General features: G+C 63.6%; 17 protein-coding genes. 13 read left to right on the top strand and 4 right to left on the bottom strand.

From position 1 onward, the window contains the following. Window positions 1–40 precede the first annotated feature (40 nt). Window positions 41–616 (top strand): Fur family transcriptional regulator, encoded by a 576-nt coding sequence (locus DLM46_RS26165; protein ID WP_115105332.1) that lies wholly within the window; start codon window positions 41–43, stop codon window positions 614–616. Window positions 617–756: 140 nt separating this feature from the next. On the opposite strand, the gene DLM46_RS26170 is transcribed toward DLM46_RS26165, so the two are convergent. After that, the gene (locus DLM46_RS26170) at window positions 757–1,284 is read right to left on the bottom strand and encodes a response regulator (protein WP_115105333.1); all 528 of its coding nucleotides are present in this window, start codon (window positions 1,282–1,284) and stop codon (window positions 757–759) included. Between the two features lie 550 nt (window positions 1,285–1,834). Between DLM46_RS26170 and DLM46_RS26175 the strand changes: the two genes are divergently transcribed. Then, window positions 1,835–2,566 (top strand): ribonuclease activity regulator RraA, encoded by a 732-nt coding sequence (locus tag DLM46_RS26175; RefSeq protein WP_115105334.1) that lies wholly within the window; start codon window positions 1,835–1,837, stop codon window positions 2,564–2,566. Window positions 2,567–2,576: 10 nt separating this feature from the next. On the opposite strand, the gene DLM46_RS26180 is transcribed toward DLM46_RS26175, so the two are convergent. Further along, window positions 2,577–3,257, bottom strand: a complete 681-nt coding sequence (locus DLM46_RS26180) for a TetR/AcrR family transcriptional regulator (RefSeq protein WP_115105335.1) — start codon at window positions 3,255–3,257, stop codon at window positions 2,577–2,579. 75 nt (window positions 3,258–3,332) lie between these two features. On the opposite strand from DLM46_RS26180, the gene DLM46_RS26185 reads away from it, so the two are divergent. The 3 genes from DLM46_RS26185 (at window position 3,333) to DLM46_RS26195 (ending at window position 7,781) form a co-directional block, all read left to right on the top strand. Continuing rightward, window positions 3,333–4,844: an MDR family MFS transporter gene (locus tag DLM46_RS26185; protein ID WP_115105336.1), complete on the top strand. Its 1,512-nt coding sequence runs from the start codon at window positions 3,333–3,335 to the stop codon at window positions 4,842–4,844. A gap of 460 nt (window positions 4,845–5,304) precedes the next feature. Next, window positions 5,305–6,462: a zinc ribbon domain-containing protein gene (locus tag DLM46_RS26190; protein WP_208866331.1), complete on the top strand. Its 1,158-nt coding sequence runs from the start codon at window positions 5,305–5,307 to the stop codon at window positions 6,460–6,462. A gap of 251 nt (window positions 6,463–6,713) precedes the next feature. Then, window positions 6,714–7,781 (top strand): TAXI family TRAP transporter solute-binding subunit, encoded by a 1,068-nt coding sequence (locus tag DLM46_RS26195; protein ID WP_115105337.1) that lies wholly within the window; start codon window positions 6,714–6,716, stop codon window positions 7,779–7,781. Window positions 7,782–8,695: 914 nt separating this feature from the next. Here DLM46_RS26195 and DLM46_RS26205 read toward each other — a convergent pair. Further along, window positions 8,696–9,598, bottom strand: a complete 903-nt coding sequence (locus DLM46_RS26205) for a LysR family transcriptional regulator (protein ID WP_115105339.1) — start codon at window positions 9,596–9,598, stop codon at window positions 8,696–8,698. 147 nt (window positions 9,599–9,745) lie between these two features. Between DLM46_RS26205 and DLM46_RS26210 the strand changes: the two genes are divergently transcribed. Further along, window positions 9,746–10,165 (top strand): GlcG/HbpS family heme-binding protein, encoded by a 420-nt coding sequence (locus tag DLM46_RS26210; RefSeq protein WP_208866332.1) that lies wholly within the window; start codon window positions 9,746–9,748, stop codon window positions 10,163–10,165. 111 nt (window positions 10,166–10,276) lie between these two features. Here the strand turns inward: DLM46_RS26210 and DLM46_RS26215 are convergent, their stop codons facing one another. Further along, complete coding sequence (locus DLM46_RS26215; protein ID WP_115105376.1) at window positions 10,277–10,504, bottom strand: hypothetical protein; 228 nt, start codon at window positions 10,502–10,504, stop codon at window positions 10,277–10,279. A 244-nt stretch (window positions 10,505–10,748) separates the two neighbouring features. On the opposite strand from DLM46_RS26215, the gene DLM46_RS26220 reads away from it, so the two are divergent. From DLM46_RS26220 to DLM46_RS26250, 7 genes are all read left to right on the top strand, one after another. Next, window positions 10,749–11,345: a putative pterin-binding protein gene (locus DLM46_RS26220; protein ID WP_115105341.1), complete on the top strand. Its 597-nt coding sequence runs from the start codon at window positions 10,749–10,751 to the stop codon at window positions 11,343–11,345. 112 nt (window positions 11,346–11,457) lie between these two features. Further along, a complete protein-coding gene (gene sapR, locus DLM46_RS26225) occupies window positions 11,458–12,366 on the top strand; it encodes a sap1 transcriptional regulator SapR (RefSeq protein ID WP_115105342.1) in 909 nt (302 codons plus the stop codon). 242 nt (window positions 12,367–12,608) lie between these two features. After that, window positions 12,609–12,881 carry a hypothetical protein gene (locus DLM46_RS26230; RefSeq protein ID WP_115105343.1) on the top strand — a complete coding sequence of 91 codons (273 nt, stop codon included), beginning with the start codon at window positions 12,609–12,611 and terminating at the stop codon, window positions 12,879–12,881. A 293-nt stretch (window positions 12,882–13,174) separates the two neighbouring features. Continuing rightward, window positions 13,175–13,777 (top strand): GNAT family N-acetyltransferase, encoded by a 603-nt coding sequence (locus DLM46_RS26235; RefSeq protein WP_115105344.1) that lies wholly within the window; start codon window positions 13,175–13,177, stop codon window positions 13,775–13,777. Window positions 13,778–13,864: 87 nt separating this feature from the next. Beyond that, window positions 13,865–14,734: a MerR family transcriptional regulator gene (locus DLM46_RS26240; RefSeq protein WP_115105345.1), complete on the top strand. Its 870-nt coding sequence runs from the start codon at window positions 13,865–13,867 to the stop codon at window positions 14,732–14,734. A gap of 221 nt (window positions 14,735–14,955) precedes the next feature. Further along, window positions 14,956–16,563, top strand: coding sequence for a flavin-containing monooxygenase (locus DLM46_RS26245; protein ID WP_115105346.1), 1,608 nt, complete (start codon window positions 14,956–14,958; stop codon window positions 16,561–16,563). Between the two features lie 135 nt (window positions 16,564–16,698). Further along, window positions 16,699–17,610: an SDR family NAD(P)-dependent oxidoreductase gene (locus tag DLM46_RS26250; RefSeq protein ID WP_115105347.1), complete on the top strand. Its 912-nt coding sequence runs from the start codon at window positions 16,699–16,701 to the stop codon at window positions 17,608–17,610. Window positions 17,611–17,622 lie beyond the last annotated feature (12 nt).

A 17,622-nucleotide genomic window follows, 5' to 3' on the forward strand; every position in this document is an offset into this window, starting at 1 on the left:
CCCTGCCACAGCCAGCCGCGATGGCCTTTATAATCGACGCATGAAGACCGCCAAGCCCGCTGCAATCGCCGACAAAGCCACACCCGCCACCACCGCTCATCCTCATGGGCCAGGGCAGACGCACGGCGCTTCGCAGGAGGCCGCCCTCGTGCTGGCCGAAGAATATTGCCGCGAGCGCGGCGAGAAGCTCACGCCGATCCGCCGCAAGGTGTTGGAATTGCTGCTGAATTCCGGGCGCGCCACCAAAGCTTATTCGCTGCTCGACGACATGCGGCAGATTCATCCCGGCTCGGCGCCGCCCACGGTTTATCGGGCGCTCGACTTTCTGCTGTCGGCGGGGCTCGTGCATCGGATCGAATCGATCAACGCGTTCACCGTCTGCCACGATCTGACCCAATGCCAGCACGGCATTCTGGTGGTCTGCCAGCAATGCGGCAACGTCACCGAACTGCATCAGCCGAAGCTGCGCCAGGCGCTGGTCGCGCAAATCGAAGACGCGGGCTACAGCCTTGCAAGCGATGAAATCGAATTGAAGGGATTGTGTTCCGCCTGTCAGGCCAAGGAAGGCGCCGCCTCTGCGGCTGGTTCGGCAACGCCGGTGGCCGCCGCTAAATAAGAGCGGAGCTTGGCGAGTAGTGGCGGGGATTGGCCGTCGCGGTTTCCAGTGTCAAGGCGCTGGAAACCGTTTGGTGTCGAACTCGAAGCGGCCTGGAATCGGGCCTGAAATCGGGCCTGAAATCGCAGCCGCCAGACTGATCAGCCCGCGGCGCGGGCGTCGATCGCGTCGTGCAGCAACGTGACGAGGTCTTCCGGCAACGCCGGTTTGGTCATGAAATGCTGGAAACCTTCGCCGATGCTGCGCAGCCGGTAAGCGTCGTCGGTGTGGCCCGTCAGCGCCACGGCTACCGAAGGCGCGTGATCGCCGCGAATCTCGTGATCGCGCAGCCGCTGGATCAGATAGAACCCGTCCATGGCCGGCAATTCGAGGTCGCACACCACGGCATCGGGCAACACGCGCAGCGCTGCCTCGACGCCCTCTTCCGCATCCGCCACCGCGACGACACGCGCGCCTTCCGCTTCGAGTAACAAAGTCAGCGATTCCCGGCTATCCGGGTCGTCTTCGACGAGCACGATCGTGGCCTGATCGAGTCTCAATGCTCCGTTCATTTTCCGTTGCTGCTCTTTAAAACCGGTTAGACCGTCAGACGCGGCCAGCGTATCGCCCTGCTGTTGTTGCGGTTGACCGCGGAACCCGGCGGCTACGGTATGGGTGTTGCTGTTCATGGTTCGGACTCGCATTCACACGGCGAGTTGCATACAGGCTCGCGATTGTAAGGCATGGCCCGAGCGCAACGCGCCGCGCACACTACCGCGCAAAAATTTCACGTCGATGAAAAAACGACTCTCGGCATCGTTGTAATGTGAGGCAATGACCGGCCGATGCCGACACCCGATTCGCCGACGCAGCTCGCGCAAAGCCGGTTGCACGGTATGACACGTAGCGGCCCGCGCGGCATCTGTTCCGACATCCAGTGTTCTCTTGCGACGCCCGCAGGACGGCGCTCGGTGTGGCGTTCAGTGCGGCCATTCCCGCGCGGCGTGGACATCCACTCTGCGCATCCACTCGTGAGGGAGCACATTGCGTGCCTCGCCGGTTTCACGCCACGGCTCGTTTATCGTCTATAGAAAGCCTGTCGCGCCACCCTCGGCGGTGGCGCTATCATCGTGTCCGCGAGACCGCATCGGTTGCGTTCGACCGCCGCGCTGCGGCCCGCAATGTAATCAGCCGCTGATCGCCATCTTTTCGCTTCCCCACCTGAGGCCGCCCGACACCATGTCCGATCTCGACTCCGCCACACTCGAAGCGCTCCGCCATGTCAGCACCGCCACGCTGACCACCCAGCTATTCAAGCGCGGCTTGCGCAATACCTTCATGCAAGGCGTCGCGTCACTCGCCCCATACAGCGGCGCAAATCTGGTCGGACCGGCATTCACGTTGCGCAATATCCCATCGCGCGAAGACATCGACGTGCTCGACCTGTTTGCCAATCCCGAGTACGCGCAGCGCAAATGCGTCGAGACGATTCCGGCAGGCCATGTGCTCGTGCAGGATTGCCGCGGCGAGCGCGGCAGCGCGTCGTTCGGCTCGATACTGACGCAGCGTTTGCAGGTCCGCGGCGTGGCCGGCATGGTGTCCGACGGCCCGGTGCGCGACAGCACGACGATTGCCGCGCTCGGCATCCCGGTGTTCTGCGCGGGCGCGAGCGCGCCGCCGAATCTGATTCGCCACCATGCGGTCGATATCAATGTGCCGATCGGTTGCGGCGGCGTAGCCGTGTTTCCCGGCGATGTGATCGTCGGCGACGCGGACGGCGTGGTGGTGGTCCCGCGCGAGATGGCCGCCGAAATCGCGCAAGCTGCCGCCGAACAGGAGCAACTCGAAGAATTTCTCACCGGCCGCATCCGCACGGGCGCAGCGCTACCCGGCACGTACCCGCCGAACGACGCGACAAAAGCGGCTTACGAAGTGTGGAAAAAGAATCGCGGCGCGCACAAACCACGCTAAACGCAACCGGCTACCGCCGCGGTCCGAGGCCGTGCGTCAGCAGCGCCACCGCATGCCGCGCGATCTCCTCGCCGCCGATATTGCGGCGCACCGGATCGTCACGCCACAGCTTCAAGGTGGCCAACGGCAGAATCGTCAGCCCGAGCAAGCTGACAAACACCAGCGACGGCTCCAGCTCCGCATTCAGACGCCCTTCCTTTTGCCAGCGCGCGATGCACGACAACGCCGCCTTTTGCTGCGCGTCGCCGAAGCGTTCGTGCATGCGCTGGCGCAGCAAGCCGCCGTCGCTGATCACTTCGCGCACCCACAGCGACGGGAACCACGGATTGTCTGCCGCGACCTGCACGAACCGCTGCGCAAGTTGCGCGATGGCCGCCACCGGATCGTCGGGATTGTCCTGGAACGGGCCGCTCAGCGCCGCGCGCAGCGGGACGAAACGCTCGTCGATCAGCACGTCGAGCAGCTGATCGCGCGTCTTGAAGTAGTAATGCACCATCGCCGGGGTGAAACCCGCCTCGCGAGCAATCGCCCCGAGCGTGGTGTCGACGATGCCCTGCCGCGCGAACAGCGCCAGCGCAGCGTCCAGTAGCCGGCCGCGCTGCTGCGGACCGCGCGCGGCGCCTGACGGCCTCCCCGGCCGCCGGGCCGCCGCGCTGTTGAAGCCCTGCTCATCGGACGCATTACGGGTCATTACTTTCAATTTGACGACTAAAGGGATGTCGCATATATTAACTTTCGAATTAATTAATTTCAACGCAGTGGTGCCATGAACCAATCTACAACGACTCAAGCCGCCGAGCTGGCGCACGAGAACGGTCACCCGCCGATCCGTCTGCTGTTTCCGGCGTTGCTGCTCGTCATGCTGCTCGCCGCGCTCGATCAGACCATCGTCTCGACGGCGCTGCCGACCATCGTCGGCGAGTTGGGCGGCCTCAACAATCTGTCCTGGGTGGTGACCGCGTACCTGCTCACCTCGACGATCGTCGTGCCGCTGTACGGCAAACTCGGCGATCTGTTCGGCCGGAAGATCGTGCTGCAAACCGCCATCGTGCTGTTTCTGGTCGGCTCCGCGTTATGCGGCATCGCGCAGGACATGACCCAGCTGATCGTACTGCGCGCGCTGCAAGGACTCGGCGGCGGCGGTCTGCTGGTAGTCACCATGGCCGCCATCGCCGACGTGATACCGCCGGCCGAGCGCGGCCGCTTTCAAGGCGTGTTCGGCGGCGTGTTCGGTCTGGCGACGGTGGTCGGTCCGCTGCTCGGCGGCTTCCTGGTCGAGCACCTGACGTGGCGCTGGATTTTCTACATCAACCTGCCGCTCGGGGTGATCTCGCTGGTGGTAATCGGCGCGGTCTTCAAACCGCACGTCCGCCATGTGAAGCACACCATCGACTACATGGGCGCCGCCTTTCTCGCCGGCGCGCTGACCTGCATCATCCTGTTCACGAGCCAGGGCGGCACGATCCTGCCGTGGTCGTCGCCGCAACTTTGGTTCACGCTGTGCATGGGACTGGTGGCGATCGGGGGCTTCATCCACGAAGAGCGGACCGCCGTCGAACCGATCATGCCGCTTGAACTCTTCAGGCAACGCACTTTTTTGCTGAGCAGCCTGATCAGCTTTATCGTCGGCGTGTCGATGTTCGGCGCGGTGACGTTCCTGCCGCTGTATCTGCAGGTGGTCAAAGGTTCGACACCGTCGCAAGCAGGCACGCAGATGCTGCCGATGATGGGCGGCCTGTTCGTGATGTCGATGGTGACGGGCCGCATGATCAGCAAGATCGGCAAGTACCGCATGTTTCCGATTGCGGGCACGCTCCTCGTGGCTGTCGCGATGCTGCTGCTCGCCCGCCTGCAACTCACCACGCCGATCCAAGTGATGTATATCGACATGGGCATTCTCGGCTGCGGACTCGGCATGGTGATGCAAGTGCTGATTCTCGCCGTGCAGAATTCCGTCGAGACGAAGCACATTGGCGTAGCCACGTCGGGCGCGACGCTGTTTCGCTCGATCGGCGGCTCGATCGGCGTGGCCGGCTTCGGCGCGGTGTTCTCGAATGGTCTCGCCGCGCGCCTCGAAACGCTGATTCCTCCAGACACCGAATTGCCGCACGCGCTTGGGCCCACCGCGATCCACCACCTGCCGCAAGCACTGCGCGACGATTATCTGCAAGCGTTTGCCGGTGCGTTGCACACGGTCTATCTGTCGGCGGCATGCGTGGTGCTGCTCGCCTTCGCACTCGCGTGGTTCCTGAAGGACCATCCGCTGCGCCAGCAGTGATCCGCTATCGGGCTGCGCCGCCGCGCCCCTGAATCGCGAGGTCGAACGCGCCCTGCTTCGACCTCGTTCTGCCTGATCGCCATACTTTGATCATCACGCTTTCGTCCTACTAATCGTGCAGCCGCATCATCACGCCGCAGTTGCGCCGTCGCTGTGAAAAAAACGCGCGGCTCATTCGTTCTGCCGACATATGCGGTGTTTCACCGTGTGTCGTCGTACCGACACGTACCGACAAAATGTGCGCCTGCGCACAAAAAGTAGGTGAGAACGTCGATTGACGTTCTCACGGAAACGCCACATATTTAAAGCGGTAATTTAAAGCAGTGGCACTGCATAACAAGGGCTTGAGCCCGACGTTCTTCAGCGCATGTGGATCGTGATTTCCGCCGACATTGCTCCGGCCTCAGCACGATCTGGAGCATGCCGTACCGGCATTGTTTCCCACAGGTGGGTCCACAGCATGTCCACCCAGACACTACTCGGCCATAGTTTTCCGACGCCTTGCAAACGCTGTGGCGGTGCGCTGTACCGGCAGGTCGATTACTGCCCCTATTGCGGCGCGATACATCCGCTCGAAGGGGACCCGCACAAGCGCGTCGAGATTCCCAGCAGCCGCGCGAGCGCGATGAACAAATCGACGCCAAAGAGCAGCTTCGAATCGACGCCGCTGGCCGACACCGGCCACGACACTGGCCAGGACGCCGGCCTTGGCGAGGCCGATCGGGTCGAGGCCGAGATGCAGGCGCCGATCCTCACGTCGCCTGATGCACCCATTCCACCGCTCGCCAATCCGCCGCACTGGAGCGGCGGACGCGCAGCTTCAGTGCGGATGATGCTGATGGGTAGCGCGTCGATCGTCGTAATCGGACTAACGTATGTCGGCTATGCACTATTCAGCGACAACCACGAATGGCAGACCAGCAACACAGACGAGAGCGCCGACACCCATCGGGACGCGAGGACGGCGACGGGAATAATCGCGCTGTACAAACCTGCACTGTCACCCAAGCAACCCAACCAGCCCAACCAGCCCAACCAGGTTAGCCAAGCCAAGCCGATCAAGCCGGCTAATCCGGCAACCGCCGCTCCGCCGGTTGCGCCCGCGTCCGCGTCCGCCCCCGCCGTCGCTGTAACACCTCCGTCAACGCCGCAGTTCCGCAATGCCGCTCAAGCCGTGCAAGCGGCGCGCGCGGCCTTTCACGCCAACGATCTGAGCGCAGCGCAAGCTGCGCTAAGCGCGGCGCAAACGCTGCAACCGGACAACGCCGACGCGCAGAATCTGCTGGGCGAACTGAAGCCGTTGACCGCACGCCGCGAGACCGCGTTGCAGGCGGCGCAAGCGTGCGCCGCGCAGCAGTTGTGGACCTGTGTGCGTCAACACGCAAACGACGCACTTACGATCGACATAGGCAACGCCACCGCGAAGACCCTCCTCGAGCGTGCGATTCGCGAAACCGGTTGGGCACCGCTCAACTCGCACGCCGCGGCAAGCGGCCCGGCGCAAGCCAGACAGCAGACACAGCCGCAGACGAAGCCGTCGCAAACCCAGTTGCAAGTGCCGCTGCCAAAGGATATGCCGGCGAACAGCAGTACCTTGGCGACAGCACCGGCACGGTAGAAAATCATCGAGATAACGAATTGCCCAGCCGTATTCACGACCATTAAATGACCATTGATTGACCACTATTCGGCCGCCAGGCGACCCATCAGACGACCGTAACTTCTCGATCAATCGCGTGGCCACTGAGCGGCAACAGACGGACATTGCACGCGAAATGCGTTGAACATGACGTGGCAATCCGGCTCACCGGCGCTTCGCGCGCGTCGACGCGCGCGCCCGTTCAAACCTGACCGATAGGTGGATAGACCATGCTGAAGAGACTTCTGGCGGGATGGCTGGTGCTGATGCTCATGTCTTCGTTTGCCGTCGCCGAGCCGACGCACTACAAGATCGTCACCGGTCCGGAACGAGGCACCTATATCCAGATCGGCCAGGACCTGTCGAAATGGGTGGCGGGACCTGCCGGCATCGACCTCGAAGTGATGGCTTCGAAGGGCTCGGCTGAAAACGTGCAGCGCATGCGCTTCGAGCCGGGCGTGAAACTCGCGCTGGTGCAATCCGACGTGTACCAGGCGTACATCGATATGGCCAACGCGGGCAACGCCGACGCGGGCACGGCGATCCGCCCGTTGCGCCTCATCATGCCGCTGTACGACGAAGAAATTAACGTCGTGGTGCGCTCGGACTCGCCATTGAAGACCTTCGCCGAGATCAAGGACAAATCCATCAGTATCGGTCTGATCGGCAGCGGCACCGCTCAATCGGCAACCACCTTGTATCACCTGATGTTCGGCCAGGCGATCCCGGAACAGAACGTTCAGCATCTGAGCAACGAAGATGCGCTGGCCGCCTTGATCGCGAGGAAGGTGGACGTCGCGATCATCGTCGTCGGGCAGCCGGCAAAGCTCTTCAACGACATGAACCCCGACCTGCTGCAACAGATCCGTCTTCTCAAGGTCGATCCCGCTGCACCTGAAACCGCCCGCGCGAAGCAGACGTATTTCCCCGCGACGATCCGCGCGAGCAGCTATCCGAACTGGCTGAAAGAAGACGTTCCCACGCTCACCGTCAAGGCCTTTCTCGTCACCTACGACTACGGCCTGCGCGATACCGTCGGCAAGCTGAGCCGCTTCGCCGATTCGTTGTGCGCCAACTTCGACAATCTGCAGGAGCACGGGCATCCCAAGTGGAAGCAGGTGAAAATCGAGTTGCCGCCCCTCGTGCGCGGATGGAGATACTACGCGCCGGTCGAGAAGCATCTGCGCGCATGTCTCGCGAACAAAAGCGCGGCGATCAACGCGGCGACGATGCAAGCCACGCCGAAACCACGCCCCTCCTGCACGGACCAGGAACGCCTGCTTCTGCTGTGCAAATAAGCGTTCCTGTCGCCCCTTCAACGTGCGCTGACGGCAGCGCACGTGATCGCATGTTTTTATCCCTCTGACGTGTGTCGCGAGCATTCGATTATCATGAGTCAATCGAATTGCTTCAACGACCCGTTAGTTAGATATGACGAATACAGGCAAGGTATTGATAACCGGGGTGCTCCTGGTTGAATTGGGATTCGCCTCCTATTTACTGTTCCCTAAAGGTGACAAAGCGACGGCGGAAGCCGACGCCGGGATGAACAGCCCCCCAATCGTCGCGGGGGTCGAATCCCGATCTGGCAGCGATCAAGTCACCGCGGGAAGCGTGGTTAGCGCAACGCCGCCCGGCAAAGGCACAAACGGCATCGTCGCGGCACCGCGGCCGCAGCCGCAGCCGCAGCCGTCTCCGGTCGCGAAGGCTGCGCCTGAACCTGCTCCGGCGGCCAGGATCGTTGCAACAGAACAGAAACCGTCAACCGCGTCGGGTCAACAGCCGACGGCAGCGCCGACGCCAGCGCCAACACTGAAGCCGACGCCAGCGCCAACGCTTGCATCAGCGAATGCCCAGCAGTCCTTCAGTTCGAAGGCAAGTTCCGCACCGCGAAGCGAACGAGGCCGTGACGGTCTGTCTCGCAACGGATCGAATCCGGTCGCATCGGCGATAACAGACCAACTGGTCAGGGAGTCGGCCAAACTCGATCCGGCACTGCCGCCACCACCGAACCAACCCGTCGTCCGCGACGATCCGCGTCGCAGCAGCTCGAACCCGGTCGCGGCGGCGATGACGGACGCGCTGGTCAAGCAGTCTGCCAAACTCGATCCGGCGCTACCTCCGCCGCAGCCGCAGTCGCCGAGCCGGCCTGCCACGCAGTAAGCCGGCGCGGTTAACCACTCGCGAAGCGCCGGCTGCCGTACACGTGCAATCAGGTCACGGCGGCGCCCATTCCCGGGACAAGGCGCACAGCCAGAAAATCGATCAGCGCGCGTACGCGACGCGCAACCGGACGGCCCTCCGCCCACAACAGATGCACCGGTACGGGCTCGGGCTCGAACGAGTCGAGCACCGTGACCACCTCACCGGCGTCGAGCAGTTTTTGTACCTGGAAAATCGGTGCCCGGCCGATCCCTGCTCCGGCCGCGGCCGCTGAATTGCAAGCTAGCGCGCTGGTCGACCGGAAGCGCCCCGCGACCTCGACTGCACCGCCTGCCCGATTGAATCTCCAGGTTTCGCGTAGAGCGTGCTGGCGCAGCACGCAGTCGTGCGCGGCAAGCTCGGACGGATGGGTCGGGTAGCCGCGCGAAGCGAAGTACGCCGGCGCACCGAACACGACACGCCGCAAGGTACCCACTTGCCGCGCTCGCAGATTCGAATCCGGCAGATGACCGAGGCGGACCACGAGATCGATGTTGGCTTTGGCGAGATCGAGATGCTGCTCGGCAAGCACGAGCTCTGCCCTGACGTTTTCGTGGATCGCCAGAAACTGCGCGACAAGCGGCGCAACGAATTCAGCGCCGAAAGCCGTCGGTGCGCCGACGCGAATATCACCGCGCAACTGGGTCGCATGCTCGACGAGTTCATCGCGTGCGGCTTCGATTTCTCCGAGTGCGGGCCGCAGCCGCGTGGCGAACTTCAAACATGCCGCGGTTGGCTGCACACGGCGCGTCGTTCGGTGGAACAAGGTCGTGTTCAGATCGCGCTCGAGCGCCGCAATGGCGCGGCTCACCGACTGCAGCGTCCGCCCCAGCGATCGCGCCGCCGCGGTCAGACTCCCTTCGTCGAGGATAGCCAGCAGCACTTCATAGTCGTCTTGGTTCATGCGCGTCATTCTCTCGTTTCCTGGAAGAATGTCTGACGGCTCGCGCGGCTATGCGCGGCCGGGCCGCCGCCGTACATTCTAGCCATCTCGACAGCGACACCCGATCAGATTCGCAGGAGGCGACGAATGACTCAACGAAACGGAAACGAAATGCCCATGAGCTACAGCAACCGGTTCAACCTGATCGATGCGCGCCAGGTCGTGGCTGCGGCCGAAGAGGAAGCAATGCGTCACGGCTGGCCCATGGTGATCGCCGTCGTGGACAGCGGCGGGCACCTGGTCCTTCAGCAGCGGCTCGACGGAGCGCAACTCGGCAGTATCGACGTCGCAAGACAGAAGGCCGAAACAGCCGTGCTGTTCCGGCGTCCCACGCGTGTTTTCGAAGACGCGCTCGCGCAGGGGGGACTCCATCTGCGCCTGCTCGGGATGAACAACCTGGTGCCGCTGGACGGTGGCATTCCGCTGATCCGCGACGGCGCCGTGGTCGGCGCCATCGGCGTGTCGGGGATGCGCTCCGACCAGGACGCGCAGGTTGCCCAGGCTGGCGCTGACGCGCTGCCGGCAGCGAAGCCATAAGGAAGAAGGCGCCGCCCTTCCGAAAGCCGTTCACGCTGCGGCCACCGCCGTCGCGTCACGACATGCTGGCGGCACACCGCATGCAGGCACCGCGGATTCGACGAATTTTCGCTAAGACAGCGAAGCAAGCATGATCGACAAACGTCGGATATGAGCCTTGAACGCGTCGCTCGTTTCGCGATCGTTGGTCGGGTCCAGGTGCGACGTCTCGGCGAGCTCGACCTGCTCATGGAAATCGTTGGCGACCTTGCGCCTCGTGTCCGGCGGCAACGCCCGTAAGATGGAGACCAATAAAGCCTCCTCGGCGTGCATCATGCCCAGAATTGAACGGGTATCCATATGAGAGGCTCCGTGGTAGGCGTCGTAAGTGCAATCTAGCACGATCCGCACGCGCATTGCGGCGTGCTTGTCCATGTTGCGCGCCGTCGAAACAGGCTGAAACGCCCGGCACAGGAAGCCGGCGAAGCGGACGAAGCGGACGAAGCGGGCCATGCGACACACGAGGCGGCAATTCCCCGACAATGCGGGTGCGATGGTTTCAACCACCACGTTCGTACCCAAACGACAAAGTGAGTCACCGTAAATGGACAAGCGCCAATTCCTGGCCAGCGCTGCTGTACTGGGTGCAGCCGCCACACCTGCGTTCGGCCGGAAGACTGGCCGGAACGAATCCTGTGCCGCATCGCCCGTGCTTCTGACGATCACCGGCGCGATCAAGCGCAGTAATCGCGGCGCACTCGATCCGGCGTTCGACCAGTTGCTCGCGAAGCAACAAGTCAAATTTCCGCGGGCCTATGCGCTCGACTTTCAGTCGATCGCGAGCCTGCCCGCGGTGACGATCAAGCCCACCACCGAATACGATGCCCGGCAGCATACGTTGAGCGGCCCGTTGCTCGGCGACGTGCTCGAATACGTCGGCGCGCCGGGCGCAGGAGAGACGCAGATCCTGCTGCGCGCAATCGACGGCTACGCGGTCATGACGACGCTCGACAAAATACGCGCCTATCGCTTCATCGTGGCGACGCATATGGACGGCAAACCGATGCCGCTTGGCGGCGTGGGGCCGCTATGGGCAGTCTATGACGCCGACCATATCCCCGAGCTGGCGACGAGGCCGCTGAAAGATCGCTTCGAGCTATGCCCGTGGGGCCTGTACCACATGCAAGTGACCGAAGCGTAACGGCGGCGATGACGCGGCGGCGAGCGTCGCCCGGTTTCGTTTCACGGCGACCCTGTATACCTGTCATCATTCTGGCGAACGACAAGCAACTCATCAAAGACAACGCGCTGCCATGCCGACCGCCTTCGCCCAAACCGTCGAAGCCCGCTTCGCCGAACTCACTCCCACAGCCAAGCGGATCGCCAGCTATCTGCTCGCGAATCTCGACCGGCTGGGCCTCGAAACCGCGGATCAGATCGCGCAGCAGGCCGGCACCAGCGGCATTTCTGTCGGCCGTTTTCTGCGCAGCGTCGGCTACCGCAATCTCGATGATCTGAAGCGCGAATTGCGCGGCACGCAGGAACGCCCGTGGATGATCACGGACCGGCTCGACGCGTTTCGCCGTGCGTCCGGCACATCCGATGCGTCCGACGAACACGTCGCCACCGCTAAGGGCGGCAGCGCCGCCGCCCTCAACCCGGCCCTTGCCCGCTCGCTCGAACTCGAAGTCGCCGCGATCCAGCACGTCTACCAACTCGCGCAATCGCCGGTGTTCGCCCGCGTCGCCGAACGTATTTCGAACGCGGATGCCGTCTACATTCTCGGCATTCAATCGACGCGCGGCATCAGCAACGCGTTCTACAGCTACCTCGAATATATCCGCCCGCGGGTGTTCTATTCCGACGGCATGTCGGGTTCCTACGTCGATTCGCTAAACTCCGAGTTCGCGTCGCCGTACCTGATCGTCACCGACACGCGCGCCTACTCGATGATCGCCCGCCGCTATTGCGAGGCCGCCACGCGCCGCGGCCTGCCCTTTGCGCTCGTCACCGATATCTATTGCCCGTGGGCACGGGATTTCGCCGGCGATCTTCTGCAGGTCAAGACCGACGTCGGCCAGTTCTGGGACTCGCTCGCGCCCCTCACGTGCCTGTTCAATCTGCTGATCACCGCGATCGTCGAACGGCTCGGACCGACGCTGGACGAACGCGTCGCCCGCAACCGCGAACTGCAAGGCGAGCTCAACCAGTTCGAGCCCTGAACCTTCTTTCGCCTGTCACATGCTGCGTGGCGGGTTTGCGCTTGACGACGCCGTGGTCGCAACCGCCTCGCCACCAGGATAAGCGTCGCGAATCCACGCATCGGTGCGTGCGCAACGATTCGGCCAGCTTGCGAAACAGACCGACGCGCCGAACCGGTTTTCGAAGACCTATGGAACGCAGGCACGAAGCAACCGGGCGCCGCATTGCGGTATCCTCACCGGCTCGTTCAGAAGGAGGATTCATGAAGCTTTCGATTTGCCTGGCGGTTGCCGCCCTCGCGTTGTCCGTAACCGCATACGCGCAAACCTCGCAGACCTATCGCTTCGGCGAAGGCCAAACCATGCTGCCGCCGGGCAACGCACATCCGGCGCCCGCGCCGGGCGCGCAGGCGCAACAGCCGCTGCCGCACCCCGCCAAACCCGCGCATTCCCAGGCCAAACCGAAGCACAAGGTCAAGCATCATCGGCATCATCGCGGGTATGTGATGCAGCCGGATGAGTACTCGCACAGCTGATCTGCGCCACGCATGCGTGTTGCATGCGTGGGCTTTACCGATTGAAGAGCCCGGCAAAGCCGGATAGCCGTGTTCTTCAATTGCTCGCATTCATCGCGTAGCGCATGCAAGCAGGCGCTGTTACGGTCTACGCTGTTATGGCCGATACGGGCGGCCTTTCGATACCGCCTTTCGGTACCGCCTGTTCGACACGATCTATTCATCGCGGCGATTTTTGACCCGCTTCAAATCCGTGCGCGTTGCGGGCATAGTGAGGCGTATCCGTAGAGACACCGGCTACAGCAGGAACACATATGAGTACCGCCCACCACGCACCTTCTTCAACCGATCCGGTCCACACCCCGCCCACCGTGCCGCTGATCCGCGACGCCACCGAAGCCGATCTGCCCGCGATTCAGGCGATCTACGCGCACCACGTGCTGACCGGCGTCGCGTCGTTCGAAGAAACGCCGCCGTCCGTCGACGATCTGCGCGCGCGGCTCGCATCGGTACGCAGTCACGGGCTGCCGTACATGGTGGCCGAGATCGACGGCGAAGTCGCCGGCTATTGCTACGCAACGCCCTACCGGCCACGCGTCGCCTATCGCAACACCATCGAAGATTCGATCTATATCGGCGATGCGTATCGCGGCCGAGGCCTTGGGCGTGTGCTCTTGCAGGCGCTGATCGAACGATGCGAAACCGGACCATGGCGCCAGATGGTCGCCGTGGTCGCCGACGGCGGCAGCGGCGGCTCGTTATCGCTGCACAGGCAACTGGGCTTCGAGTTGATTGGGACGTTCAAAGCGGTCGGCTTCAAGCACGGCCGGTGGCTGGACACCACGTTGATGCAGCGCGCGTTGGGTGTGGGCGATGCGACTGTGCCGGACAATCATCTCGCGTCGGCACGCAGCTGAAGCGTTGCAAGCCGCCACGCACGCTCCGGCGCGGCCAGGCGCCTGACCGCCTGCTCATCTCAAGGGCGGCCGCGTTAAAATCCCCCCATGCCCAATACGCCGCCCCCCGCTCCCGCCTTGTCCGCCGCCCCGCACGAAGTCTCCGGGAGCGACGCGCCACGCAATGAATACACCGTCGACGAACTCGCGCGCGTCACCGACACCACCGTGCGCAACGTGCGCGCCTATCAGGACCGCGGCCTGCTCGCACCGCCGGAAAAGCGCGGCCGGGTAGGCGTGTACGACGACACGCATGTGTCGCGTCTGAAGCTGATCAACCATCTGCTCGCGCGCGGCTACACCCTCGCGAACATTCAGGACCTGATCAAGGCAGTCGACGAAGGCCACGATCTGCGTTCGATCCTCGGTCTGGAAACCGCGATCGGTGGACGCTGGTCGCGCGAGCGGCCGAAAAAGTACTCGCTGATCGAACTGCTGCAAATGTTCGGCGACAAGGCGTCGCCGAGCGCGCTCGGCAAAGCGGTCGATCTGGGCTTGCTGGAACGCGACGGCCTCTCGTTCGTGTCGGGCAGCCCCACGGCGCTCGCCGCCGGCGCGACCATGGCGAAGGAAGGCATTCCGCTCGCCGACCTGCTCGACGCCGTCGGCATCGCCCGGCCGCATTTCAATGCGGTCGCCAAGGCGCTGGTCGATCTGGTGGTGCGTCAACTCGACCGCTACGACGCCGATGCGCTGCCGCCGCCCGCCGACGTGCCCGCGTTGATCGAAGCAATCTGGCGCGTGCGGCCGCTGGCGATGGTGCTGGTCGAAAGCGAAATGAATCGCGCGCTCGAAGAAGCGTCCGGCGATTATCTCGGCGACCGCGTCGCGGCGATCATGAAAAAGAAGCTGGGCCATGCGCCTGAGGGCACGCCGGCCGAGCAGGGCGCAAGCAAAAAGACCAAACCCGGGAAGTAGCGGCGCGCGCCTCGCTGGCAAGTGCGTGGCCCAAAAAAGGCGAACCTGCGGGTCCGCTTTTTTATGGCCTTCCGCCGTCGAGCATTTTTCACCTGACGAAAAATTGTGTCATCTGTCTTAGAGCCGGCCATCTAAACAGCCGCTTGCGTCATCCGTTGCCAGCCTCTATTGTTACATCACACAATGTAACAGTTAAGAGTGAATAAAAGGAGGCGAATCGGATGAACGCACGCACGATGCCCCACGACGCCGCGGTGCCCGACGCGTGCGCGCCCATCGATATCGATATCGCGATCATCGGCTCCGGCTTTGCAGGCTTGGGCATGGCGATCCGGCTCCGGCAAGCCGGCATGACCGACTTCCTCGTCGCCGAAAAGGCCGATTCAGTCGGCGGCACCTGGCGCGACAATCACTACCCCGGCTGCGCCTGCGACGTGCAATCGCACGTCTATTCGTTCTCGTTCGCCCCGAATCCGCACTGGACCCGCATGTTCGCGCGCCAGCCGGAAATTCGCGCTTATCTGGAAGACTGCACGCAGCGCTTCGGCATCCAGCGGCATGTGCGCTTCGCCCATGAACTGGCGAGTGCGATCTATGACGAAACGCGTCACCGCTGGCAATTGACGTTCGCCAATGGCCGGCAATGGTCGGCGCGGGTGTTGATCTCCGGCATGGGCGGACTGTCGCGCGCGGCCATCCCGAACCTTCCCGGCATCGAAAAATTCAAGGGCAAGGCGTTCCACTCGCAGCACTGGGACCACACCTATCCGCTCGAAGGCAAACGCGTCGCCGTGATCGGCACCGGCGCGAGCGCGATCCAGTTCGTGCCGCAAATCGCGCCGCGCGTGGCCCGCCTGAACCTGTTCCAGCGCACGCCGCCGTGGATCATGCCGAAGGCCGACCGCCCGGTGAAGCCGCTCGAACAGTGGCTGTTCAGGCATCTGCCGTTCACACAAAAGATCATGCGTGCGGCCCTCTACTGCATGCTCGAATCGCGCGCGTTCGGCTTCGCGATCCACCCTTCGCTGATGAAGACCGCGCAGAAAGTCGCCGAGCGGCATCTGCGCCGCCAGGTGCCCGATCCGCAATTGCGCGCCACGCTCACGCCCAACTACACGATGGGCTGCAAGCGCATTCTGATTTCGAACGACTACTTCCCCGCGCTGTCGCGCGAGAACGTGGCGGTGACGACCTCCGGCATCGCGCACGTCGAAGAAGACGCGGTGATCACCACCGACGGCGCGCGTCATCCCGCCGACTGCCTGATCTTCGGCACCGGCTTCCAGGTGGCCGATCCGTTTCCGCGCGGCGTGGTGCGCGGGCGTGGCGGCGTCGATATCGTCGACACGTGGCGCGACGGCGCGCATGCGTATCTCGGCACCGCGCTGCCGGGCTATCCGAACTTCTTCATGATCGTCGGCCCGAACACGGGCCTTGGGCACAACTCGATGGTGTTCATGATCGAGTCGCAGGTCGAGTACATCCTGCGCGCGCTGAAGACCATGGCCACTGAACGCGCCGCCGCGATCGAAGTGCGACCTCATGTGGAGAGCGCATACAACGAACGGATCCAGCAGAAGCTTGGCCGTGCGATCTGGTCGACGGGCGGCTGCAGGAGCTGGTACCTCGATCCGAAGACCGGCAAGAACACCACCCTGTGGCCGGGATTCGCGTACAAATTCCGCCAGGCGACCAGCACCTTCAGCATGGACGATTACCTCGCGTATTCGCCCGCGGCGCAAACAGTCGGCACGCACCTGGCCGCACCGCCGGCGCACGCGCATCTGCATGGCAACGCAGCGTCGTCGGCGTCCGCCGAAGCGATCTGACGCAGCGACGAACACAAGCAAAAAATATAACCAGCAACACCACGACAAAGCGCCGTTCAGAGAGGACCGCAACCCTTTTGCATGGGACCGGAGTAAGTGCTAAAGCGCCGACTCTGGTCGACAGGAGATAAGCCAATGAAGAACTTCACCGACAGAGTGGCCGCGATCACCGGCGCCGGCTCGGGCATGGGCCGTTCGCTCGCGATTCAGCTGGCGCGCGAAGGCTGCCACCTCGCGCTCGCCGACCGCAATGCTGCGAGCCTCGCCGAGACCGCGAAACTGGCGGAGGCCGCCTCGCCACATGTCGTCGGCACGCCGCTGCGGATCACCACGCGCGTGCTCGACGTGTCGGACCGCGCCGCAATGTTCGACTGGGCGGCTGAGACGGCCGCCCAGCATCATCGGGTGAACCTCGTGTTCAACAACGCGGGCGTGGCGCTGTCGAGCACGATCGAAGGCATGGATTACGCCGATCTGGAGTGGATCGTCGGCATCAATTTCTGGGGCGTCGTGCACGGCACCAAGGCGTTTCTGCCGTATATCAAGGCGTCAGGCGCGGGGCACATCGTCAATACGTCGAGCGTGTTCGGCCTGTTCTCGCAGCCCGGCATGAGCGGCTACAACGCGACCAAATTCGCGGTGCGCGGCTTTACCGAAGCGCTGCGCCAGGAACTCGACCTGATGAAGTGCGGCGTGTCGGCGACCTGCGTGCATCCGGGCGGCATCCGCACGAGCATCGCGCAGTCGAGCCGGATCTCGTCGAACATGGTCGGCTTCATGCTGGAAAACGAGCAGCAAGGCAAGGACGACTTCGAGAAGTTCTTCATCACCACTGCCGACGAAGCGGCGCGCGTGATTCTCGACGGCGTGCGCAAGAACAGGCGGCGCGTGCTGATCGGCCGCGACGCCCGCGCCGCCGACTGGCTGGCGCGCACGCTGCCGGCGGCCTACCAGGCGCTGGTCGTGATGCAGACGCGCCGCATCAAACGCATCGCCGAAAAGCGCGCGCGCCGCGCCGCCGCGCAGGTGAACGGACGGCGCGCCTGATGCGGCCATCCC

The organism is Paraburkholderia lacunae (assembly GCF_003353175.1).
Lineage (GTDB): Bacteria > Pseudomonadota > Gammaproteobacteria > Burkholderiales > Burkholderiaceae > Paraburkholderia > Paraburkholderia lacunae.